This window comes from Erwinia sp. Eh17-17 (assembly GCF_039675725.1).
GTDB lineage: Bacteria > Pseudomonadota > Gammaproteobacteria > Enterobacterales > Enterobacteriaceae > Erwinia.
This window is the reverse complement of sequence record NZ_JBDFQT010000003.1, coordinates 306,387-326,630: the sequence shown is the minus strand read 5'-3', so window position 1 is coordinate 326,630 and position 20,244 is coordinate 306,387. Positions and strand designations below refer to the sequence as shown.

Genomic DNA, 20,244 nt, shown 5'->3' with positions numbered 1-20,244 from the left:
TTTCCTGACGAAAAATCAGTATGGCAGGCTGCATTTTAACATTGGGAAAAGCAACCTGCCTGTAATCAGATTTTTGCGGAAAATTAAAACCGCTTTGTTAAAAAATGGAATTTTGAAGAAATTCCATCTAGCATACTTTTAACATGATAAGACTTTTGAATCCGGTGGAGTTTTAACTCATAAAGTGCTTCAGATCCACGCTTGATATTGCTAGTATATCTGACTAATCTAATGGAACAGGCGAATTTAATAAAAAATCTGTGTCCTGATATATCTTCATATTCTAATTTAAGGATGCCAGCGTCCATTTTCGTAAGCATCATATCAGTAATCGAATTGAGATTTTCAAACTTGTTGATAGTTAATATTGGGATAAGGTAAGGTAGTGTGAGGGTTGTAAGGGTTTCATCCTGAGTAATCGGTATGATATATTCAATTTCAGTGTAAAATCTACTAACTGAAAATGCTTTGTAAGTGTGGTTTTTGAAAAATGAAAAATAAGAATATTCATTGTTACTACTTTCTTCAATGTATACCGAGTTGTTTAATTTTTCAGTATTTACAATTGAGCTAAGAATGTCCATTTGATGTATGTCAGTACGCAAAAACCCGCAAGTATCTAATGCATCTAGGTAATCGAAATGCCAGCTGTATTTCAAATTCAATGCAGTGCCTAAACCAACGTTTTTTATAGGGACTTTAAAATTACCTATGGATTCTTCATCCTTAGGTGAGACTAAAAATATTTCATCTGACTTACTATCAACAAGTATAGTAATACTAGTCACGATAACTTGTGGTTTGGTTAAAGTTGTTCTTTGTAACTTTGATTGTTTGACCGCAAACGCAGCAGCAAGGGCTGAAAATACTGCAGCTAACAACCCACCAATTGCAATCAAATTTTGTGCTGTCACTTTTTAATCCTCTTTGTGTTTGTTAAAGGCTGATAGTGCGATGTGTGGATTGATGTGATTATGGCTAGCCGCCTTTTCCAAATTTATAAATGCAATAAAACGCTTTTGCAGGCAAACCATGATTATAAACTGCAATTTTATCTATAAGTTAACTATGATTTTATGTAGGAACGCAGTGAATCTATATGGCTGCCGACCCTTTGTCGCTAATTCATATTATGATTTTTTAAATAATTGAAATATAAAAGAATATTTTATGATGTTAGGTGGTTTTGCATACTTTTAACTCTCACTTCGTTCAGCACCAAGTCCCTAAATTTAGCTAAACGTGCCAATGAGTTCGGGGATGATCAAACCAGTGGCGGTATTTGGAGCGATATAGCGGTCTGTGATTGTGGGTGAGGTTTGTTTGCCAGTGCCGAGCAGGCTTTCCCAGATAAAAAATCAGCCATGGAAGCGGCGTTTGATTACTGTTGTAAAAAGAAAAGTATAAAGTCCGAAGATTTCACCGGGGGACAAAAAGGGGGCGTCGACCACTAGAAAACAAAAAGCCACTCCTTTCGAAGTGGCTTAGTGTCCTGATTTAACAGGTAAAATCTGGTGGCCCCAGCTGGACTTGAACCAGCGACCAAGCGATTATGAGTCCGAACTGGAAAGTAAGTTAATCAGTAAGTTACTGATTTTAATCGCAGCATCAGACCGTATGGCGATGAATAGCGATAAATAGCGTTGCGCTCTGCTGCCATTTTGCTGCCAATCAAAGACCATTTAAAGGATTTAAGGTGATTGCCTCTGCAAGGTGGTCAGGAGCGAAGTGAGCATAGCGCATAGTAACCTTAATATCGGTATGTCCCAGAATGCGCTGCAGCACTAAAATATTTCCACCATTCATCATGAAGTGTGATGCAAAGGTATGTCTCAAAACATGCGTCAATTGCCCTGGTGGGGTCTCAATGCCAGCTCGTTGTATCGCTTTTCGAAAAGCTGAATAGCAGGCTGTGAATAGTGGTTTTGCACGACGGCTTGTTGGAAGTTCTGCAAGTAGTGATTCACTAACAGGGACGGCCCGGTTTTTTTTGCCCTTAGTCTTGACGTAAATAATTTGGCCTGCACGAATTTGATTTCCCATCAGCCCTTCCGCTTCACTCCAGCGCGCCCCTGTCGCGAGGCAAATTTTTACAATAGCAGTGAGATCACTTGCGCGGCTTTTCTCACATTCAGCGAGAAGAGTGCGAATATCATCGTGAGTAAGATAAGACATCTCAGACTCACCAATCTTAAATTCTCTGACGTTCTCTAATGGGTTGGGGGCCATCCATTCATCAAGTCTACGTAGTTCGTTAAACATCGCCCTGAAATAGGCTAGTTCAAGATTGACTGTGCGAGGCGTTACGGTTTTCACTCTGCTCGATCGGGTAAGCTTGCCGCTCAGGCGCTTCTCTCGGTATGAAGAAAATATTTTTGCGTTAAATTCAGTAGCGAGTGGGTTTCCCATCGCTTCGCAGGCAAACTTCATTGTGCTTTGACGCCTTTCTCCATCTGCCAGGGTTATGCCGTGCGCATTAAACCACAGGTCTACTAAGTCGATTACACGCCGCTTATCAGTTTTCTCACCCAGCCAGGGCTTGTCCTGAGCCTCTTCCTTTAAAAACTTCTCGAAAGATAAAGCTTCACCTTTAGTGGCGAACTGGCGGCGAATCCGCTTACCGTCACGACCATTAGGAAAAACCTGAGCCTGCCATTTTCCTGATGGGAGTTTATTAACTGCCATTGTTGTTACACTTGCTCCGTGCGGAGAATTACTTTTCCAAGAGCTTTAATATCATCCAATTGGCAATCGAAAGATGCCTTGCCATTCTCAACCCGAATACGATTTCCGGGAAAACGATAAAGCTCCCTTATGCTGACAACATCGTCGATCTCTATCAGCCAAAACCCATCATTAATATCTGTTTTGCTTGCATCTACGATGTAGGTAATACGTTCGTTCATGATCAATTGTGGAGCTATGACATCATCAGGCAACAGAGCCGCATCATAAACAACCCATTTGGGTTGTGATTTAACCCCGTTTGTGATTTTTATGCACTCAATCCATGATGCAGCCTCGGTCTGGCCATCAGTTTGGGGGGCGCCTCGCCCATAGGTGAGCCACTCAAGTGAGGCGCCTGTTTCCATTGAACAGATAAGTACCCAGTCAGCAGGAAAGTTACCACGCATAATGCGGTTAGCCATCGTGCTTTGCGATACATCAAGATGCCTGCAGAGCACCTGCCTAGAGCTAAACCCATATGCCTGGAGCATGCGCTCAATCGGTTCTTTACCACCTTCCGGCAATACTGGGGCCTTACGATTCGTAAAATCTTTTGTTGACCTTTCCAATTTGCGATCCTAATATCACTAAAAGTGATCAAGTGTGATGAATAGTGATAAATAGAGTTACCCCTAACTCAACAGAGGATTTTGCATCATGACCCGTAAACTTACAATGCGACCGTCTATCAATCTCGTTATCTCCGAGCCTTATGTAACAGTGGAAGAGTTCTGTCGCCGCACAGGTTACAAGGAGGGAACCGTGCGGCAGATGTACCGTGAAAATCGCCTGCCTATCAGAAAGAAAGAGGGAGTAAACGGCCTGATTGAAATCAACATGGTTGCATTGACGATCGAAGCGGCTGCAGGCTGCGAAATCACGATGCAGGCTTAATGTGTTCCATATTGGGATTATTGAGGCATTTCGTCATGTTTGATTATCAGGTATCTAAACAACCGCATTTCGATAACGCCTGCCGTGCTTTTGGTTTGCGTCACAACATCGCGCAACTGGCGCGACAGGTCGGGATGAATGAGCAGACGCTGCGCAACAAGCTGAACCCGGATCAGGTTCACCAGCTCACCGCGATGGAAATCACCGTGATTACTGATGTGACAGAAGACCCGACGCTGATTGACGGCCTGCTGGCTCAGATGAAGTGTGGCCCGTCAGTACCGCTGAATGAAGTAAAGGCAGAGCGCATGACTACCTACGTTCTCCAGGCGACTGCAGAGATCGGCAAGGTGGCGGCTGCAGCAGTATCGGGTAAGAAAATGACGCCATCATGCAAAAGCGCTTTTGTGGAAAACATCAACGCCGGTATTCGCTGCCTGTCCCTGATCGGTTTAAGCGTACATGCCCGCGTTCAGTCTAATCCTGCTCTTGCAAACACCGTTGATGTGCTCAGTGGTATCAGCGCATCAGTCGGCCTGAGTTGAGGTGACCATGCCAATTTCTGTGGCTCCAATGTTAAAGCGTCAGTGTCCTTCTCCGTCATTCGGCCATGGCTGGATAATGGGTTGTGAAGGTAAACGCTGGCATCCAAGCAACGATCAGAAAGTGCTTTTGCGTGAGCTTTCATCTGTGAAGCCCAATTTTATTCAGCGTATTTCAAAAGTATGGGGGAAATAATGGCTGTTAATGTTCACTCTCACCTTGAGGCGGTTAAAGAGCCAATGCCGTTTGAACAGTTTCAGGCACGCCGCCGTCAGTTGCGTCAGAATAATGACAACCCTGCACTGCGTTATTTTAATCGTCTGGATAATGATTTTAAGTTTGTAGTCTTAACTCTGGCTAATCGCACATGCCCAGCGGCATTTAAGGCTGATGAAGTTGGTAAAACTTTCGAAGAGTTTGACGAAACCCACCGCCTGTACATTATTGAGGCAATGAATAAAATTTCCCGTTGGGGAAAAATGCTTCCACGCTATTTATCTTTGGCTGACTGCGCTCTGACCGAATAACCAAATAATTAAACTAATGGCGTAAACCCGCCGGGCATTCCTTTGCCTGAATCTGGAGACTGACTATGCAGAATATTGAGAACAAAACAATGGTTGCTGCGGCTGATGCCGTGCTCGTACTGCTAAATAAAGCTCGCGCTGAACAGAAGAAAGACCAGGCTCTGGCCGTTTCAATCCGTCTTGAGGCAATTGCTATCTATGCACAGCGTGGCGAATTGTCTGCAGTCGAGATTATCGAATTATTGCGGCAGGAAGCTGGCCGCTTTGAGGCATCTGCACAGGAGCTGCACTAATGGCCGACTCTATGGATTTGGTGCAGCAGCGCGTTGAAGAAAATCTCGCGCACGCTTTGGCTAGCACAATCAAACGTCCGATCACGCCAAGCGCATTTTTCTGCGAGTGCTGCGACGAGGCTATTCCCGAAGCACGCCGCAAGGCGCTGGACGGGGTAACCCTCTGCGTGAACTGCAAGGAATTGGATGAAATGAAACTCACTCATTACAGCGGCGGTGCCGTATGAATACCATCTTAAAATGGGTTGGAAGCAAATCGCGCATTATGCCGGAACTGGTAAAACACCTGCCAGCAGGCCATCGTCTGGTGGAGCCTTTTGCAGGCTCCTGTTCCGTTATGATGAATACCGACTACCCGGAATATCTGGTCGCTGACATTAATCCTGATTTGATTAACATGTATCGTCAGATTAAAGAATACCCCCAGCAATTCGTTATTATTGCTGCTCAGGTTTTTTCTTCAAATATCAGTGAGGAAAGTTACTACGCTATCCGCAAAGAGTTTAATGAACACATCGGACTGCCGCTGCTGGAACGCGCTGTTTATTTTCTTTATCTGAACCGGAACGGGTATCGCGGTTCGTGCCGCTATAACCGCAAGGGTGATTTCAATATTCCTTTCGGGCACTACAAAAAAGTTTATTTCCCATTGGGTGAAATAAAAGCATTCGCTGAGAAAGCGCAGCGTGCAACTTTCATCTGCGCTGACTTCACTGAAACCCTACAGATGGTTAAAGCGGGTGATGTGATTTATTCAGATTCGCCATATCAGGGAACTTTTAGCGATTACCACACTGGCGGGTTCAATGACGATCAGCAAAGCCTGCTGGCCGCGCTACTTACTGAGATTGCTGAGCGTCACCCTGTCATCGTTTCAAACAGCGATACCACGTTAGTTAAAAGCCTGTACTGCGGTTTCAATATCACCCGGATTAAAGCCCCTCGCAGTATTGGCGTTGCGGCCGGTGATGGAAAGAGCGCTTCTGAAATCATTGCGGTGTCAACACCGACAGATCGATGCTTCTTTGGTTATGACCCTGCGTCAGGCTCTGGCACTCACGCGTCCGTGGAGGTGGTCCAATGATTGACCGTCGCTGCTTTGATAGCTCTGTTATGAACATCGTCAGTATCTCTGGCGGTAAAGATAGTCTGGCTCAGTGGCTGCTAGCAATTGAAGGGGGGGTTAACTTCACGCCTGTCATAGCAGACACTGGTCATGAGCATCCGCAAACTATGGAATATCTGGATTATCTAGAGAGCAAGCTTGGCCCAATACAGCGGGTTAAAGCTGATTTCAGTGCGCGCATTGAAGGTAAGCGAAAGTTCATTGAAGAGAAGTGGCCTACAACTCTTTTGGCCGCACTAATGGCCGATGTTCCAGGGGAATGGGTTTTAGCTCCAGGATACAAACTGGTTGAATCAAAGGGAGAAGGCGGCGAGCAACTCGCGCCGGGTGTTCTTTTGCCTGATGGGACCGTGATAGAAACGCTTGTAATTCCAAATCCTCCGCTTGATGTTTACAACCCGGCAGTAACCAAATTTCTTCAGTGGGTGCCTGCAAGGCCCGGCATGTCATACGAAAGCGCCTCGACTCAAACCAATGAGGCAATAAAGCGTGCATTGAAAACGCTTCATCCAACCGGAAATCCCTTTCTGGACCTGTGCATGTGGAAGGGGAGATTCCCATCCACGAAAGCTCGCTTTTGCACCTTTGAACTTAAACATGAGCCAATCAAGGTGCAGGTGGTTGATCCAATCATCAATGCTGGGGGGAAGGTTGTGTCATGGCAGGGGGTTCGCGCGCAGGAGTCTCCTGCAAGGGCAGCATTGGTTAAGTGGGAGGAAGGTTTGGATATCGGGCCGCGCCTCGCTGTATATCGACCGATCCTTCAGTGGACGCATGACGAGGTGTTTGCGCTGGCAAAAAAGCACGGCATTAAGCCTAACCCGCTTTACCAGCAGGGCTGCAGTCGCGTTGGGTGCATGCCGTGTATTCATGCGCGTAAATCAGAGCTGGCAGAAATTTTTAGTCGCTGGCCAGAAGAAGTCCAGAGGGTGGCGGAGTGGGAAAAAATTGTTGCGGCGTGTTCTCGTCGTGGCAACTCTACTTTTTTCCCCTCTACTCAGGACCCGCGCAAATCAGAACGCCGCATCGAATGCGTCACGCTTGATTCTCATGGCATTCAGACCTATCGGGACTGGGCTCTTACAACGCGTGGAGGTTCGCAGTTTGACCTATTTGCAGGAATGAATGAAAGCAGTGTCTGCAATAGCGTTTATGCCGGAGTGTGTGAGTGAGTCAGAAATTTGTATACCCGTGGAACGCACCACGGGATGCCATCAGCAAACCCTACCTTGCAACCGTCAATATCGACCGCCGCGCACAGATGTTCGCGGCGCTTATGCGTGCGCGTGATCTGCTGGAAGAGCAGCCGTTAATTATTCAGATGGACGTTAAGCGCCGTCTTAATGATCTGGAAAAGACAGAGGGTTTAACCCATGCCAATGTTTATTTAACGAAAACTTTCGTCGAGCGTACATTGCCACGCGTTGAGTGCGTAAATACTCAGTATAAGACCAGTGATGTGCATCCCGAATTATTTGGAATGCTGTCAGCACACGCGCCAGTGGGTGATCGCGGTGTGGCTGCTGTAGGAAATTTGTGGGAGCTAAACCGCAGATTCAACCGCCTGGCAGATATGTCCCGTGCCGATGTAGATATGCTGGCCGGTGATGTGGCAAGTTTCATCTCCGCTGAAATGGCGCAGGCTCACACCGTTGTCACTGATGCATCAGATTATAAATATACGCACCAACTCTATACCGTTGCGGCCGCTATCACCCGCCAGTTAAAGCAGACGCCGCCGCTGTGGGACAAAGTAACAACTAAAATCTTTGAGCCGGAAAAAGTTGCCTCCGCGATTTCTCGCATGAGTGCTGAAAGATGGTGGAAAAACCGCCTGCGCCGTGTTGCGGCGTCGTGGCGCGAACACCTGCAGATCGCCCTGGCTAACGTCAGCAAAAAACACACACCTTACGCCAGCACGATGAATGTGATCGAGTGGCGCGAGCAAAAGCGCCGCACCCGTGAATTCCTGAAAGGGATGGAACTGGAGGACGAAGCCGGGAATCGTATAAACCTGATTGATAAATATGACGGCAGCGTGGCTAACCCAGCAATTCGTCGCTGCGAACTGATGACCCGTATACGGGGCTTTGAGAATATCTGTAATGAGATGGGGTTCGTAGGTGAGTTCTACACCATCACCGCGCCATCGCGTTATCACGCAACTATCAAAACCGGTCACCGTAACCGTAAATGGAACGGTGCAAATCCTTCTGAGACGCAGCGCTATCTTTGCAATGTATGGCAAAAGGTACGCGCAAAGCTCCATCGTGAAGATATCCGCATTTTCGGTATCCGCGTTGCTGAGCCGCACCACGACGGTACGCCTCACTGGCATATGTTGATGTTTATGTTGCCTGAAAATGTTGATCGTGTGCGTCAGATCATCCGTGATTACGCATATCAGGAAGACAGTGGCGAGCTGACAACCCCCAAAGCCAGAAAGGCCCGCTTTCATGCCGAAGCTATCGAACCTGAGAAAGGTAGCGCCACCGGATACGTCGCTAAATATATCTCTAAAAATATTGATGGTTACGCGCTGGACGGGGAACTGGACGACGAAAGCGGAAAAGAGCTGAAAGAAACCGCCCCAGCAGTCTCTGCATGGGCGGCGCGCTGGCATATAAGACAGTTTCAGTTTGTCGGAGGCGCGCCGGTAACGGTTTACCGCGAGCTGCGCCGCATGGCCGACAGCGAAACAGCGCACGGCCTGAGTGTTGAGTTCGCCGCTGTTCATGATGCAGCGGATCAGGGGCATTGGGCTGAGTACGTCAACGCCCAGGGCGGGCCGTTTGTGCGCCGTGACGATCTGGCCGTGCGCACCTGGTATCAGTCCGGGGATGAACTGAATGAATACGGTGAGGAAACCGTGCGTATTAAGGGTGTTTACGCCACCTCTGTTGGTGATGACACTCCTGTTGTAACCCGCCTCATACAATGGAAAATCGTTCCTAAAAAGTCGGCTGAGATGGTTGCCGAAAGTGAAGTTAAGAGATCTGTTTTGTCCGTTGATTCTGCCTTTGATTTTGTTTTTGACCCTGAGGGCGCGCCCGCGTCCTCTCGGAGTTCTGTCAATAACTGTACGGGGAGATCGGGATCTGAGGATGCGCCGAACCCGGAAATAATGCCTGTTAAAGACTTTAAAGAGATGAACCGAACGGAGCACCGAAGATTGTTGCAGAGGGTGCGGGCAGAACAGCCGAAAAAGACAGCTAAAGAGTTCAGGCGCAGCGAAAAAGTTGAGGCGGCCTGTGCCAGGGCGATTGGAGAAATCAGGGATCTAACTGGCCAGACGATTAGCCGTGGCCTGGCTGTGCGCCTTATCCGTGGTTTTAATACCAAAATATTCGGTGAATGGTACCGAGGTGCGGGTAGCGGTGAGATTTTCAGAGGTAAGGAGCCTGTTACTGGCGAGAAGTTATTAGACAAGTTTGAGCGGTTGCGGCGTGTAGTGGTGACAGTTACCGCTGAGCGTACATGCTAATCGCTGCATACATGCCTTGTACGTCAAAGGGTTAGTAAGCTTAGTGTGTGTGCATTTTTTCGGACTGATCCATGTGAAAGGTAAAAAAAAAGTTCACATTTCTAAAATATTTATATACTGTATATATAACCAGTTGTTTTGCATGAGGGAGGAAACATGCATGATTATCTTATGGAGTCCATCAAGCTCCAGCGTATTGATTTTTTTATGAAACTTGTTGCGGCTAGTGACTGTGATGACGAGGAAAAGCATATGGCAATCCAGTGGGTTTCAGAGCTTACTGATGAGTTGTTGGCAAAGTTGAGAAACTATGAACACAACCGCTTGATTCATGGTTCTTAACGAAAAGTTGAAGTGTAGGGGCGATAAAATAGCTATTGCTCGGTCAAGGGGTTGTCCTTATAATTCGCGCGCTTTTGTATTGACGCGCTAGATTACCTGGGTTAGCGTGGTCAAGCATGTTATACGCGAAATGCGCGTGGTTTTAAGGGGGGAGAATGTATAATCCAGTTCAGATTGCTAACAAGTTCATTGAGCTTGGGATAGCGAACGGTGCTCCTATTACCCAAATGCAAGCTCAAAAGCTTACTTACATCGCTCAAGGTATTTCACTGGGTCATAGAGGTCAGTCAGTACTCACGGATCCGGTGTGTGCGTGGAGGTATGGGCCGGTTGTACCCTCGCTATATCATACGCTTAAGCATTTTGGCTCTAAGCGCATTGTCCATACGGTAAACTCATACACATCTACGGTCCATCCTCAGGCTCTGGATGGTTACGTTAATCAGTTGATTACAAATGTATTTGATACTTATGGTAAATATAGTGCTGAAACCCTATCCGAATTCACTCATCGGGAAGGTACTCCGTGGAGGCAGACCTATGATGCTGGAAATACGATTATTGATAATGATCTTATCCAGCATTATTACCAGCGGCTAATGGCGCGAGATCCTAGTTGCATTGGTTTATAAAGTTAAATTAAGATAAATCCCGTATCTACTACGGGATTTATCTATGGCTAACACTCAAAGCTCCGACCTTCCACAGAAAATAAAACAAACAGAGCGGGCCATAAGTGGTGTTGTTGAAGTCTTAGGTGATAAAAAAATCCCTCCTGCGGCATACTCCATGCCTGTACCTTCTCCTGCAACTGCGGTACATGATCACCCTGAGAATCCTGATTCGGAAAAGCAAGATGGTGCTGAGTCTGATACTAACGAAATCCAAGATGCGTGGCTGGCCAGCCTTGATAAAAAAACTAATGATTTGAATATTTGCTTAAAACAGATTCAAAGCTCATTAAGGACACTATCAAAGAATGTTAATAGTCTTGAGGCTGAGGCGAGAGTTAAGCACGCAGAGGCTGATGGGGTGCTTGCCGATAATGTTTTGAGAAAAGAGATGGCCGATAAAACATATGGCTTTATGGTCATATGGTGCTTTTTTATCGCTATGCTTATAGCCAGTTATGTCATTGCCTATGAAGGAAAACCACCTCTAAACTTTATGCTCGGCCTTCTGGGAACTTGTACTATTAGTATTATCGGTTTGGTTGGGTTCGTTGTAAGTGGGCTTTTCAAAGCTTCGCCGAAGGGTGGTTCAAAGTAAATTCCAGTCATGCATGCACTGAGTGCATGGATTTGCATTGAAAATTACACACAAAAAAACCTCAAGAGCGCCTGTACCGGCGTTCTTTTCGTTTGTGCATGCAACTGCATGAAAAGCGCTCTATAAAGCGGGCAGGCGAGGCGGGGATAGCATTGCGCGCTGGCCCCTCTGGATGTATGGCGCAGGCGAAGCAGGGCGTACGCAGGCGGTCGTGAGGGGACAGGGTGAATCTGTGTGAGGTCGCACGGCAAAACGCGGCAGCGGGCCTCTGAGCTCGTCACAGGCTGGGAGGGTGGGGGCGGTTTTTTTGAGGGGGCGGTCTGGTGAAAAGTGACTGACCCGTGGCCGGGCCAGTCGTTTAGATCAGCTTTCTCTGTCGAGGGTGTAAGGCTTGAATGTGATCACTTCATTTCCCAGCCAGGTGTTAATTTCTTTCATTCGCTCCTGCAGTGGCGTCAGCTCGTTGCGAACAAACACCTGTGCCGCTTTCACCACATCACCGAAGCCGCCCGCGTTGTCCGGGATAATACCCATCATCTGAGGCGGTACCCTGTGCGCGGCCAGCAGGTCGTCACGGCTGGCCTTTTTGATATTGAAAAAGTCATCTTTGGTGGCGACCTCACTCAGCGGCAGGATCTTAATCCCGTCCGGCTTACCGTTCGGCGCATACATGAACAGGTTGCGAAAATTACCTACGCCTTTTGTGTCGCGCATGGCTTTGCGCATGGCGTCAATGTCGCTGCTGCTCTGCGCGGCGTCCGTCATATACAGGATGTAACCTGCGTGCGCGCCGTTCTGATAATATTTGCGCCGGTACAAGGTGGCCGCTTCATTCAGCCAGGCTGAGTTAAGCGCGCTCAGGTATTCCGGCAGGCCGTAAATCTCCTGGTTAACATCCGGTTCCAGTAGCTGGAACACGCTTCCTGTCTCAAACCGATGCGCGTCTTTCCAGTCATTGATAAACCAGAACGTGCCATCCTCAACGCCACGTCGGGTGTATTTGGCTGGCGAGCACTCGACGCGGAATCCCTTCCCTAATGCATTTTTGCGCAGCTCCGCGAAGCCGTTACCGAATGTCAGATAGTCCAAGACAATGCGGCTAAAGTCCTGTTGACTAAGCATCGGGTGCGGGATGTAAGTGGACAGCAGGATGTTGCGCTTAACGTAAATCGGTGAGCTGTGATGTACGGCGGCGCGCAGACTTTTCGCCAGGCCGTGAAAGCTTACCGGCGGTTCATACCAGCGCCCGTTACTGATGCACTCGGCGTAATCCAGAATATCGCGTTTATCCAGTACCGGGATTGGCTCACCAAAGCTGAACGCCTCGGCCTGCTGGTTCGATGTGGCCGCCATCGCTGGTGCGGATTTTTCCTGAAAAGACTTGCGGCCTTTACGCTTGCTCATTAATAAAACTCCACAAAGTTTTGACTCTGACCACCGGCGGCGGCGGTAAGCGGTTCGTTTAAAAGTGCGTGCATGATTGCCCAAGCGACGTCGGCGTGGCTGGCCTCTTCGCTGCGGCTGGCTTCATAGGTTGAGCGGTTCCCGCTGGCGGTCATCGTTTTGCGGATAGCCATAAAGGATTGCGTGATATCGGTATGTCCGGCGTCATACTCAAGGCGGCCGCTGGTGATCGTGTCCTTCGCTTTCAGCACCATCGCGGTTTTCACCTCTGGCGTGTAACGGATTTCACGGGCTGCGGGGAAGAACTGGCGCACAAGCTGGAAAACACCCTGACCGATGCCGGTGGCATCAATCCCGATGTACTCGACGAGATATTTCTCCGTCAGCTCCTTGATGGATGCGGCCTGCGCGGCAAAGTCCATACCGCGCCACTGATGGCGCTCCAGCACGCGGAACTTACCACCGGGAACCAGAGGCGGTGCGATGACGGCACAGCCTGCGCTGTCGCCCGTGTGTGACGGGTCGTAACCAATCCAAACGGGGCGATAGTCGAAGGGACGCAGCAGGAACACGTTAAAGTCATTCCACTCTTCCATGCTGTCGATCATGCAGGTCTGCAGCTCGGCAAACGGGAATACGCTTGCCTCGTCGTCGACAAACTCACACATCAGCAGGTTCTGGTACTCAGACGGGCTGTATTCCAGCGACAGCTGATCCAGATCGAACAGGTTGCAGCCGCCGGTCAGTGCATCCTCAACGGTGACAATCTGCCGCCACTGGCCGTCAGCACATAACGCGCCGTTGGCCAGGTGAGAATGACTGAGATCCAGCTCAATGCGGTCGGCGCGATTGCGGCGGCCCTTGTTGAACAGTTCGCCAGACCAGAACGGATAGGCGCTGTGCGACAGGCTCGACGGCGTGGAGAAGTAGGTGGTACGCCATTTTTTATGTAGCGACATGCCGCTGGCGACTTTGCGCAGCTCCTGGAATTTTGGTATCCAGAAATATTCATCGAGATAGAGATTGCCCGTGTAGCTCTGCGCGGTCCTGACGTTGGTCCCCAGGAAAATCAGGCGTGCGCCGTTCGGCAGGACAATTGGATCGCCCTTAAGGTCCACATCAACCTCACGGGCAAAGTCGATAATGTAGTTTTTAAAGACGTGGGCCTGCGCCTTGCTGGCCGACAGGAAAATCTGATTGCGCCCGGTCACGAGGGCGTCGATCAGGGCTTCGCGGGCAAAATAGAACGTCGCGCCGATCTGGCGTGATTTAAGGATGTTGCGGATACGGTGTGTTAACCCTGCTTCGTACCAATGCAGTTGATATTTAAAGCAGAACTTTTTAAACAATGAGGTCAGTTTGTCCGTCTGCTCTTCACTGAACACATTTTTAGACGGCGGCTGGCGCTCGCCCTTGTTGCGGTTTCGCACATTCGGATTGAGATCGGCCTCGTTGCCCGTGCTGCGGTAACGCTCGACGCGGGCCAGGCGCTCAATCTGACGTCCTAACGCCTCTATCTCCTTGTAATCAGCATTCCCCTTTACCTCCTTCATGATGATCTGAATTAACCGCGCTTCCATGCTGGCCTCAACGCGACTGATGGGGGCGATATCTTCCCACGCATCGCGCAGCTTCCAGCTCTGGACGGTCGGCGTTTTGATGCTGAGCGTTTCCGCAATCTGGCGCACGGAGAAGCCCTGCCAGTAAAGCAGAGCGGCCTGACGGCGGGGATCGCTGATGATAGTGCCGGGTGTCATATTCATGGCAACAAGGCTACCGGGGCAGCAGCGATGCGCGCCCGTTGTCCCTGCTTGCTCATAAGCCAGCAAGCCGGGTTTCGTTGAGCGGGGTTGTGATCGTGGTGAAACTGGCCGTGACCTGAACCAACCCACTGACCGGAGCCTGATTAATGGCAACTAAAGCAAAGCGTTTTCGTATCGCAGTTGAGGGCGCTACCACCGACGGGCGCGTGATTTCCCGCGACTGGATCTCGCAGATGGCGAAAAACTATGACCCATCGATGTACGGGGCGCGCATCAACATGGAGCACATCAAAGGTTATGCACCTGACAGCCAATTCCGTCGCTTTGGTGATGTGACTGCCGTTGAGGCAGAAGAAATCGCAGATGGCCCGCTGAAAGGCAAACTTGCTCTTTATGGCTACATCGACCCCACCGACGAACTGATCGCGATGACCAAAGCGCGTCAGAAAATCTATACCTCAGTCGAAGTAAGGCCCGAATTTGCTGACACCGGCGAAGCCTACCTTGTCGGCTTGGCTGTCACTGATGATCCGGCCAGCCTCGGCACTGAGATTCTGAGCTTTAGCGCGGGTGCCTCTGCTAACCCGCTGGCCTCGCGTAAGCAGCACCCAGGCAACTTGTTTACCGCCGCAGAAGAAACCCTGATCGAATTTTATGAAGAAGCCGACCCCGGCCCGTCATTACGTGACCGTATCGCTGCGCTGTTCTCCGCAAAAAAGAAAGCGGATGACGTGCAGAGCACAGACGTGCACGCCGCCGTAACCCTGGTTGCCGAGCAACTGACCGCCACTGGTCAGGAAGCCGCAGAAGCATTGTCCGCGCTGGACAGAAAATTCTCTGAGCGCCTTGATGCGCTGCAGTTGGAAACCACCGCAGGGCGCAGTGAGCTGGAAAGCCTCACCAGCAAGCTGGAAAAAACGGACGGCAATTTCAACCATCGTCCGCGTGCAAACGGCGGTGATAAAACCTCCGCGCAAACCGACTGTTAACGACAGTCCTGAACGGCACAAGCGCCACTGAAAACCAAACACTGATTACAGGAAGACTAATGCGCCAGACTACCCGCTTTAAATTTAACGCCTACCTCACCCGCCTGGCTGAGCTTAACGGCGTAGAAACCGGTGATATGGATAAGAAATTCTCCGTAGAGCCATCGGTCAGCCAGAGCCTGATGACACGCGTGCAGGAGTCGTCCGACTTTCTGACCCGTATCAATATCACCCCTGTCGTGGATATGAAGGGCGAGAAAATCGGGATCGGCGTGACCGGCTCGATTGCCAGCACCACCGATACAGCAGGCGGTGACGAGCGCGAAACCGCTGATTTCTCTGACCTCAGCGCTGACGGATATGAGTGCGCCCAGACCAACTACGATTTCCACATCCGCTATAACCAGCTTGACCTGTGGGCGCGTTATGAAGATTTCCAGACCCGTCTGCGCGACGCAATTATCAAGCGCCAGGGGCTGGATCGCATCATGGCCGGTTTCAACGGTATCGCCCGTGCGAAAACCTCCAACCGCCAGAACAACCCGCTGCTGCAGGACGTTGCGGTGGGCTGGCTGCAGAAGTACCGCAACCATGCGCCGAAACGGGTCATGAGCAAAATCATCGGTGAAGATGGTGCGGTTATTTCAGCAAAAATCCGCGTCGGTAAAAACGGCGATTATGCCAACCTGGACGCCTTGGTGATGGACGCCACAAACACCATGATCGAGCCGTGGTATCAGGAAGACCCGGAGCTGGTTGTTATCTGCGGTCGACAGCTGCTGGCCGACAAATACTTCCCGCTGGTCAATCAGTCGCAGTCTGCCACCGATCAGCTGGCGGCTGACGTCATCGTCAGTCAGAAGCGCATCGGTAACCTGCCGGCGATCCGCGTGCCTTACTTCCCGGCCAACGCCCTGTTTATCACCCGCCTCGACAACCTCTCAATCTACTGGCAGGAAGGGACGCACCGCCGACTGATTGTTGAGGTGGCAAAGCGTGACCGCATCGAGAATTACGAATCTATCAATGAAGATTTCGTCATTGAGGATTACGCCGCCGGTTGCCTGGTGGAAAACATCGAGATGCTACCGGAGCCGGTTAAAAAAGAAGGGGAGACCACGGAAAGCAAAACTGATGCTGCCGCGACTGCTTTTGACTATGAGGCACTGGCAGAGGCTGTGGCAAAGGGCGTTAGCGCTTCGAAAGCCGGCGAAGAACAGGCGGTGGTAGCTGCTAACGGCGCAGGCCAGGAGGTCGCCAGTACCACCGAAAACACGACTAAAGCGAGCAAATAAGCATGACAAGCCCTGCCCAGCGTCACGTTATGCGCCAGCAGGCCGTCGAAGCATCGCAGCAGGCTGACGGTCCGCTGCGCCATGCCAACGGCTATGAGCGAATGCTCATAAAGCTGAATGAAGATAAGCGCCGACTGAAAAAGGTGCGCTCGAATGAAAGTAAGGCACAGATGAAACGCGACATGCTGCCCGGCTATTTACCGTGGGTGGCTGGCGTACTGAGCCAGGGCAAAGGGGCACAGGATGCGATCCTGATGACCGTCATGATCTGGCGGCTGGATGCCGGGGATATTCCCGGCGCGCTGGAGATTGCCCGCTATGCCCTGCAGTACGGGCTGGTGCCGCCTGATACTTTTTCGCGCAACAGCACTGCCTATCTTCTGGCTGAAGAGGTTGCCGACGCGGCGACCCGGACGTGGACGGCTAAAGAGCCGGTCGATATTGACCCGCTGCTGGCAACGCTGGAACTGACGAAATCCGAAGACATGCCCGATCAGGTGCGCGCCAAGCTGCACAAAATCACTGGCTATGTTCTTCGTGATGTGGGCAGGGGTTTGGATGCGATGGAACACCTCAAACGTGCGCTGCAGCTTCATCAGGGCTGCGGCGTTAAAAAGGACATTGAACGGCTGGGGACTGAGCTAAAAAAGCAGGCTCTTGCCAGCCGTTAACAGAACGCGCCCCGCGCCGGGCGGCAGGGTGGTAATGAGCCTTTCAGGTTTCTGCGCCACCTTCCACCGCCCACCTATTCAGAGGCCCACTATGAGCACGCTGGTAATTCCCGCACCGCGACCGGCTGACGCCGCCGAGCCGCCGATTGTTAATACCTTTTTCTGGCCGGATATCGACCTTCAGCGCCTGCGCGAAACCCTGCGATATGAGGGAACCGTGCCAGCTGCCCGGCTGCGTCAGGCAGTAAAAACGGCGATCTCTGAGGTGAACGCCGAACTGTATGACTACCGGGCCGAAAAGATGGCGGCAGGGTTTAAAGTTCTTGCCGATGTTCCCGCCGATCAGCTCGACGGCGAGAGTGAAAAGCTGTCGAACTACTTTGATGCAGTCAGTCACCTGACTGCAGCAACCATCGTTGAGCGTTATCGTGGCTATGACGCCAGCGGCACCAAAAAGACCGATGAAATCAAGACCAGCGCTGACGAATACTGGCGCGACGCCCGTTTCAGTATCAGCAAAATCGCAGGTAAACGTGCCTGCATCATCGGATTGCTGTGATGAACGTCTTAGCGCAACAGGGCGATACCGTTGACGACATCTGCTATCGCCATTACGGGCGCACGGATCAGGTCGTTGAGCTGGTCTATGCGGCCAATCCCGGCCTTGCCGAAAGCGGGCCGGTACTGCCGCACGGGTGCGAGGTCACGCTGCCCGATCTGCCTGACTCACCGGCAGCGGGTGAAACAGTGAACCTCTGGAGTTAATCATGGAGAAAAACAGCTCAATTATCAGCTATGTGGTCGGGCTTTTTATGATGTGGTTCAGCCGCCATACGGTGCAGGACATCGCCTTTATGGTCGGGGCTTTTGTGGCGGTGGTCACGCTGATTATCAACGTGGCTAACTTTTTCATTAACTGGCACTACCGCCGGAAAACGTATGAGCTGGCGCGTCAGTCTTTGCAGGGGGTGACCTTTGAGCCAGATCGCTAAACGCTGCACCGTGGTTGCCGTACTGGCTATCGCCGCGTTGCTGCCGCAGTTCAGCACGCTGAAAACATCAGAGGAAGGGCTGCGGCTGATTGCCGATGCGGAAGGTTGCCGCACCACGCCGTATCAGTGCAGCGCGAACGTCTGGACTAACGGCATCGGGCATACCGAGGGGGTAACACCGCAAAGTGTTGTCAGCGATCGGCAGGTCGCGATTAACCTGGTGTACGACGTGATGCGCGTTGAACGCGGCATTGCAGCCTGTATGCCGGTTGCCATGCCGTCGCAGGTTTATGACGCCGTGGTGTCGTTCACCTTCAATGTAGGCTTGCGCGCCGCCTGCACGTCCACCCTTGCCGGGTTTATCAATCGCGGTGAGTGGCGCAGCGCCTGCCAGCAGTTGCTGCGATGGGTATACGTGAAAGGCGTCAAAAATAAGGGCATTGAGAACCGCCGGGCGCGGGAAATCGCCTGGTGCATGAAGGGGGCTGCATGACGCGCCTGCTGTCTGTGCTGTTAGTCGCATTGCTGGCGGCGCTGGCTTTCACCTGCTGGCAGCTTTCGGGGGCTAAGGCTGATTTGGGCGATGCGCAGCGCATCATCGGCACCCTGTCGGCGGGCATTGAGAGCCGGGATAAAGCTATCACGCGGCTGAATGCCGAAGCGCGTGACGGCCAGAAACGAGAGGCGGCGCTGCGCCTGCTTCAGGGGCGGGCCAGTACCGGCGCGCTCAATCGTGAGCTAACCATCCAGAGGGAAACCGATGCTAACCCGACATTACGCGGCTGGTCTGCCGCTGCTTTGCCTGATGACGTTATCCGGCTGCACAGCCGCCCCGCCTTTGCCAGCGCCCGAGATTATCTGGATTGGCTGTCCACGCGTGACAAGCTGCCCGTTCCCGTCAAACAACCTGCAGGCGCAGGGCGATCTGGCGGCTGACAACCGGCAGTTAGAGGCTGCGCTCGCATCATGCGGGTTGCAGGTGGAAATCATCAAAGAATGCCAGGAGCAGCACGATGTTGAAACCGAAGCAACTCCGCGAAGTGCTGACAAAAAGCGTACCGCTGCTGCAGCGAAACCCTGACAGCCTGAATATGTTTATTGATAACGGGCGAATGGTTTCCACGCTCGCCAGTTCGCTGTCGTTTGAATATCAGTATCAGCTTAACCTGGTGGTAACCGACTATGACGGCGATCTGGATTTGCTGGTTGTGCCGGTGCTGGCCTGGCTGCGTGAGAACCAGCCCGACATTATGGCTAACGAAGAAAAGCGCCGCACCGGCTTTACCTTCAGCGCTGATGTGATCAGCGATACGCTCATTGATATCAGCATGAACCTGCAGCTTACTGAGCGCGTGCTCGTTAAAGACCTGGACGGCGCGCTGCACGTTAACCACCTTGGCGAGCCGCCGCTGCCGGAAAACAATTCCCGCCCGTGGCAGCTTTACGTTAAAGATGAGCTGGTGAGCGAGTGGCAGCGATGAACCCACTGGAGCCCGTTGAAACCCGGCTTGCTGCGCTGATTGCTAATTTGTCCCCGGCAGCACGTAAGCAGATGGCGTCAGGTATTGCTCGAAAGCTGCGCGCCAGCCAGCAGCGGAATATCAAAAGCCAGAAAGCCCCGGACGGCACGCCGTTTAAACCCCGCAAGGCGCAGCCGCTGCGGGGCAGAAAGGGCCGCATCAAACGGGAAATGTTTGCCAAACTGCGCACTGCAAAATACATGAAAGCGAAAGGCACTGGGGATGACGCTGTGGTTGAGTTTACCGGGCGGGTGCAGCGCATGGCCAGGGTGCACCATTACGGCTTAAGAGATAGACCATCAAAAACTAGCAAAGAGGTCAATTATGATAAAAGACCTCTTCTGGGATATGACTCGACCACATACGAAATCATCACCCACGAAATAATTAAAAAGTTAGAATAAT

27 protein-coding genes and 1 pseudogene are annotated in these 20,244 nt (G+C 51.1%); 23 read left to right on the top strand and 5 right to left on the bottom strand.

Annotation, left to right across the window (positions count from 1 at the left end; genetic code table 11):
- Positions 1-83: 83 nt before the first annotated feature.
- From ABEH87_RS11455 to ABEH87_RS11445, 3 genes are all read right to left on the bottom strand, one after another.
- A complete protein-coding gene (locus tag ABEH87_RS11455) occupies positions 84-914 on the bottom strand; it encodes a hypothetical protein (protein WP_346576502.1) in 831 nt (276 codons plus the stop codon).
- 757 nt (positions 915-1,671) lie between these two features.
- On the bottom strand, positions 1,672-2,685 hold the full coding sequence (locus ABEH87_RS11450; RefSeq protein WP_346576501.1) for a tyrosine-type recombinase/integrase: 1,014 nt from the start codon (positions 2,683-2,685) through the stop codon (positions 1,672-1,674).
- A gap of 5 nt (positions 2,686-2,690) precedes the next feature.
- Positions 2,691-3,296, bottom strand: a complete 606-nt coding sequence (locus tag ABEH87_RS11445; protein WP_346576500.1) for a phage repressor protein CI — start codon at positions 3,294-3,296, stop codon at positions 2,691-2,693.
- Positions 3,297-3,384: 88 nt separating this feature from the next.
- Between ABEH87_RS11445 and ABEH87_RS11440 the strand changes: the two genes are divergently transcribed.
- The 12 genes from ABEH87_RS11440 (at position 3,385) to ABEH87_RS11385 (ending at position 11,205) form a co-directional block, all read left to right on the top strand.
- Complete coding sequence (locus ABEH87_RS11440) at positions 3,385-3,621, top strand: regulator (protein WP_133624790.1); 237 nt, start codon at positions 3,385-3,387, stop codon at positions 3,619-3,621.
- Positions 3,622-3,656: 35 nt separating this feature from the next.
- Positions 3,657-4,166, top strand: coding sequence for a phage regulatory CII family protein (locus tag ABEH87_RS11435; RefSeq protein ID WP_346576499.1), 510 nt, complete (start codon positions 3,657-3,659; stop codon positions 4,164-4,166).
- A gap of 7 nt (positions 4,167-4,173) precedes the next feature.
- Positions 4,174-4,359 (top strand): phage filamentation protein Fil family protein, encoded by a 186-nt coding sequence (locus tag ABEH87_RS11430; RefSeq protein ID WP_346576498.1) that lies wholly within the window; start codon positions 4,174-4,176, stop codon positions 4,357-4,359.
- Complete coding sequence (locus ABEH87_RS11425; RefSeq protein ID WP_346576497.1) at positions 4,359-4,691, top strand: hypothetical protein; 333 nt, start codon at positions 4,359-4,361, stop codon at positions 4,689-4,691. The genes ABEH87_RS11430 and ABEH87_RS11425 overlap by 1 nt, the downstream gene beginning before the upstream one ends.
- A gap of 65 nt (positions 4,692-4,756) precedes the next feature.
- On the top strand, positions 4,757-4,984 hold the full coding sequence (locus ABEH87_RS11420) for a DUF2732 family protein (RefSeq protein ID WP_346576496.1): 228 nt from the start codon (positions 4,757-4,759) through the stop codon (positions 4,982-4,984).
- Positions 4,984-5,211, top strand: coding sequence for a TraR/DksA C4-type zinc finger protein (locus tag ABEH87_RS11415; protein ID WP_346576495.1), 228 nt, complete (start codon positions 4,984-4,986; stop codon positions 5,209-5,211). Before ABEH87_RS11420 ends, ABEH87_RS11415 begins: the two co-directional genes overlap by 1 nt.
- Positions 5,208-6,068, top strand: a complete 861-nt coding sequence (locus ABEH87_RS11410) for a DNA adenine methylase (protein WP_346576494.1) — start codon at positions 5,208-5,210, stop codon at positions 6,066-6,068. Before ABEH87_RS11415 ends, ABEH87_RS11410 begins: the two co-directional genes overlap by 4 nt.
- Complete coding sequence (locus ABEH87_RS11405) at positions 6,065-7,282, top strand: phosphoadenosine phosphosulfate reductase family protein (protein ID WP_346576493.1); 1,218 nt, start codon at positions 6,065-6,067, stop codon at positions 7,280-7,282. The genes ABEH87_RS11410 and ABEH87_RS11405 overlap by 4 nt, the downstream gene beginning before the upstream one ends.
- Positions 7,279-9,594, top strand: a complete 2,316-nt coding sequence (locus ABEH87_RS11400; protein ID WP_346576492.1) for a replication endonuclease — start codon at positions 7,279-7,281, stop codon at positions 9,592-9,594. Before ABEH87_RS11405 ends, ABEH87_RS11400 begins: the two co-directional genes overlap by 4 nt.
- A gap of 156 nt (positions 9,595-9,750) precedes the next feature.
- Positions 9,751-9,936, top strand: coding sequence for a hypothetical protein (locus tag ABEH87_RS11395; RefSeq protein ID WP_346576491.1), 186 nt, complete (start codon positions 9,751-9,753; stop codon positions 9,934-9,936).
- Between the two features lie 155 nt (positions 9,937-10,091).
- Positions 10,092-10,568, top strand: a complete 477-nt coding sequence (locus ABEH87_RS11390) for a type II toxin-antitoxin system antitoxin SocA domain-containing protein (RefSeq protein ID WP_346576490.1) — start codon at positions 10,092-10,094, stop codon at positions 10,566-10,568.
- Positions 10,569-10,611: 43 nt separating this feature from the next.
- Positions 10,612-11,205 (top strand): hypothetical protein, encoded by a 594-nt coding sequence (locus ABEH87_RS11385; RefSeq protein ID WP_346576489.1) that lies wholly within the window; start codon positions 10,612-10,614, stop codon positions 11,203-11,205.
- Between the two features lie 363 nt (positions 11,206-11,568).
- On the opposite strand, the gene ABEH87_RS11380 is transcribed toward ABEH87_RS11385, so the two are convergent.
- The gene (locus tag ABEH87_RS11380) at positions 11,569-12,609 is read right to left on the bottom strand and encodes a phage portal protein (RefSeq protein ID WP_346576488.1); all 1,041 of its coding nucleotides are present in this window, start codon (positions 12,607-12,609) and stop codon (positions 11,569-11,571) included.
- Complete coding sequence (locus tag ABEH87_RS11375; protein WP_346576487.1) at positions 12,609-14,372, bottom strand: terminase ATPase subunit family protein; 1,764 nt, start codon at positions 14,370-14,372, stop codon at positions 12,609-12,611. The genes ABEH87_RS11380 and ABEH87_RS11375 overlap by 1 nt, the downstream gene beginning before the upstream one ends.
- Before the next feature lie 146 nt (positions 14,373-14,518).
- Here ABEH87_RS11375 and ABEH87_RS11370 point away from each other — a divergent pair, with 146 nt between their 5' ends.
- From ABEH87_RS11370 to ABEH87_RS11320, 11 genes and pseudogenes are all read left to right on the top strand, one after another.
- Positions 14,519-15,361: a GPO family capsid scaffolding protein gene (locus ABEH87_RS11370; protein WP_346576486.1), complete on the top strand. Its 843-nt coding sequence runs from the start codon at positions 14,519-14,521 to the stop codon at positions 15,359-15,361.
- A 59-nt stretch (positions 15,362-15,420) separates the two neighbouring features.
- Positions 15,421-16,656, top strand: coding sequence for a phage major capsid protein, P2 family (locus ABEH87_RS11365; protein ID WP_346576485.1), 1,236 nt, complete (start codon positions 15,421-15,423; stop codon positions 16,654-16,656).
- Between the two features lie 2 nt (positions 16,657-16,658).
- A complete protein-coding gene (locus ABEH87_RS11360; protein ID WP_346576484.1) occupies positions 16,659-17,327 on the top strand; it encodes a terminase endonuclease subunit in 669 nt (222 codons plus the stop codon).
- A gap of 91 nt (positions 17,328-17,418) precedes the next feature.
- Positions 17,419-17,886 carry a head completion/stabilization protein gene (locus ABEH87_RS11355; RefSeq protein WP_346576483.1) on the top strand — a complete coding sequence of 156 codons (468 nt, stop codon included), beginning with the start codon at positions 17,419-17,421 and terminating at the stop codon, positions 17,884-17,886.
- Positions 17,886-18,092, top strand: a complete 207-nt coding sequence (locus tag ABEH87_RS11350) for a tail protein X (protein ID WP_187509054.1) — start codon at positions 17,886-17,888, stop codon at positions 18,090-18,092. The genes ABEH87_RS11355 and ABEH87_RS11350 overlap by 1 nt, the downstream gene beginning before the upstream one ends.
- Before the next feature lie 2 nt (positions 18,093-18,094).
- A complete protein-coding gene (locus ABEH87_RS11345) occupies positions 18,095-18,319 on the top strand; it encodes a hypothetical protein (RefSeq protein ID WP_346576482.1) in 225 nt (74 codons plus the stop codon).
- Complete coding sequence (locus tag ABEH87_RS11340; protein WP_346576481.1) at positions 18,303-18,812, top strand: lysozyme; 510 nt, start codon at positions 18,303-18,305, stop codon at positions 18,810-18,812. Before ABEH87_RS11345 ends, ABEH87_RS11340 begins: the two co-directional genes overlap by 17 nt.
- Positions 18,809-19,156: pseudogene (locus ABEH87_RS11335) on the top strand (LysB family phage lysis regulatory protein); the annotation flags it as partial. The gene ABEH87_RS11340 and the pseudogene ABEH87_RS11335, both read left to right, overlap by 4 nt.
- Positions 19,080-19,400 carry an Rz1-like lysis system protein LysC gene (gene lysC / locus ABEH87_RS11330; RefSeq protein WP_346576480.1) on the top strand — a complete coding sequence of 107 codons (321 nt, stop codon included), beginning with the start codon at positions 19,080-19,082 and terminating at the stop codon, positions 19,398-19,400. The pseudogene ABEH87_RS11335 and the gene lysC, both read left to right, overlap by 77 nt.
- Entirely contained in the window at positions 19,333-19,800 is a 468-nt protein-coding gene (locus ABEH87_RS11325; RefSeq protein WP_255851778.1) for a phage tail protein, read from the top strand. The genes lysC and ABEH87_RS11325 overlap by 68 nt, the downstream gene beginning before the upstream one ends.
- Positions 19,797-20,243 carry a phage virion morphogenesis protein gene (locus tag ABEH87_RS11320; RefSeq protein ID WP_346576693.1) on the top strand — a complete coding sequence of 149 codons (447 nt, stop codon included), beginning with the start codon at positions 19,797-19,799 and terminating at the stop codon, positions 20,241-20,243. The genes ABEH87_RS11325 and ABEH87_RS11320 overlap by 4 nt, the downstream gene beginning before the upstream one ends.
- Position 20,244 lies beyond the last annotated feature (1 nt).

Excerpts from the sequence above, each read along its gene's own strand:
- ABEH87_RS11325 (WP_255851778.1), top strand. The coding sequence starts at position 19,333 with ATGTTGAAACCGAAGCAACTCCGCGAAGTGCTGACAAAAAGCGTACCG.
- ABEH87_RS11390 (WP_346576490.1), top strand. The coding sequence starts at position 10,092 with ATGTATAATCCAGTTCAGATTGCTAACAAGTTCATTGAGCTTGGGATA.
- ABEH87_RS11320 (WP_346576693.1), top strand. The coding sequence starts at position 19,797 with ATGAACCCACTGGAGCCCGTTGAAACCCGGCTTGCTGCGCTGATTGCT.
- ABEH87_RS11395 (WP_346576491.1), top strand. The coding sequence starts at position 9,751 with ATGCATGATTATCTTATGGAGTCCATCAAGCTCCAGCGTATTGATTTT.
- ABEH87_RS11450 (WP_346576501.1), bottom strand. The coding sequence starts at position 2,685 with ATGGCAGTTAATAAACTCCCATCAGGAAAATGGCAGGCTCAGGTTTTT.
- ABEH87_RS11410 (WP_346576494.1), top strand. The coding sequence starts at position 5,208 with ATGAATACCATCTTAAAATGGGTTGGAAGCAAATCGCGCATTATGCCG.
- ABEH87_RS11385 (WP_346576489.1), top strand. The coding sequence starts at position 10,612 with ATGGCTAACACTCAAAGCTCCGACCTTCCACAGAAAATAAAACAAACA.
- ABEH87_RS11425 (WP_346576497.1), top strand. The coding sequence starts at position 4,359 with ATGGCTGTTAATGTTCACTCTCACCTTGAGGCGGTTAAAGAGCCAATG.
- ABEH87_RS11370 (WP_346576486.1), top strand. The coding sequence starts at position 14,519 with ATGGCAACTAAAGCAAAGCGTTTTCGTATCGCAGTTGAGGGCGCTACC.
- ABEH87_RS11360 (WP_346576484.1), top strand. The coding sequence starts at position 16,659 with ATGACAAGCCCTGCCCAGCGTCACGTTATGCGCCAGCAGGCCGTCGAA.
- ABEH87_RS11375 (WP_346576487.1), bottom strand. The coding sequence starts at position 14,372 with ATGAATATGACACCCGGCACTATCATCAGCGATCCCCGCCGTCAGGCC.
- ABEH87_RS11430 (WP_346576498.1), top strand. The coding sequence starts at position 4,174 with ATGCCAATTTCTGTGGCTCCAATGTTAAAGCGTCAGTGTCCTTCTCCG.
- lysC (WP_346576480.1), top strand. The coding sequence starts at position 19,080 with ATGCTAACCCGACATTACGCGGCTGGTCTGCCGCTGCTTTGCCTGATG.
- ABEH87_RS11440 (WP_133624790.1), top strand. The coding sequence starts at position 3,385 with ATGACCCGTAAACTTACAATGCGACCGTCTATCAATCTCGTTATCTCC.
- ABEH87_RS11435 (WP_346576499.1), top strand. The coding sequence starts at position 3,657 with ATGTTTGATTATCAGGTATCTAAACAACCGCATTTCGATAACGCCTGC.
- ABEH87_RS11345 (WP_346576482.1), top strand. The coding sequence starts at position 18,095 with ATGGAGAAAAACAGCTCAATTATCAGCTATGTGGTCGGGCTTTTTATG.
- ABEH87_RS11355 (WP_346576483.1), top strand. The coding sequence starts at position 17,419 with ATGAGCACGCTGGTAATTCCCGCACCGCGACCGGCTGACGCCGCCGAG.
- ABEH87_RS11365 (WP_346576485.1), top strand. The coding sequence starts at position 15,421 with ATGCGCCAGACTACCCGCTTTAAATTTAACGCCTACCTCACCCGCCTG.
- ABEH87_RS11415 (WP_346576495.1), top strand. The coding sequence starts at position 4,984 with ATGGCCGACTCTATGGATTTGGTGCAGCAGCGCGTTGAAGAAAATCTC.
- ABEH87_RS11405 (WP_346576493.1), top strand. The coding sequence starts at position 6,065 with ATGATTGACCGTCGCTGCTTTGATAGCTCTGTTATGAACATCGTCAGT.
- ABEH87_RS11380 (WP_346576488.1), bottom strand. The coding sequence starts at position 12,609 with ATGAGCAAGCGTAAAGGCCGCAAGTCTTTTCAGGAAAAATCCGCACCA.
- ABEH87_RS11420 (WP_346576496.1), top strand. The coding sequence starts at position 4,757 with ATGCAGAATATTGAGAACAAAACAATGGTTGCTGCGGCTGATGCCGTG.
- ABEH87_RS11350 (WP_187509054.1), top strand. The coding sequence starts at position 17,886 with ATGAACGTCTTAGCGCAACAGGGCGATACCGTTGACGACATCTGCTAT.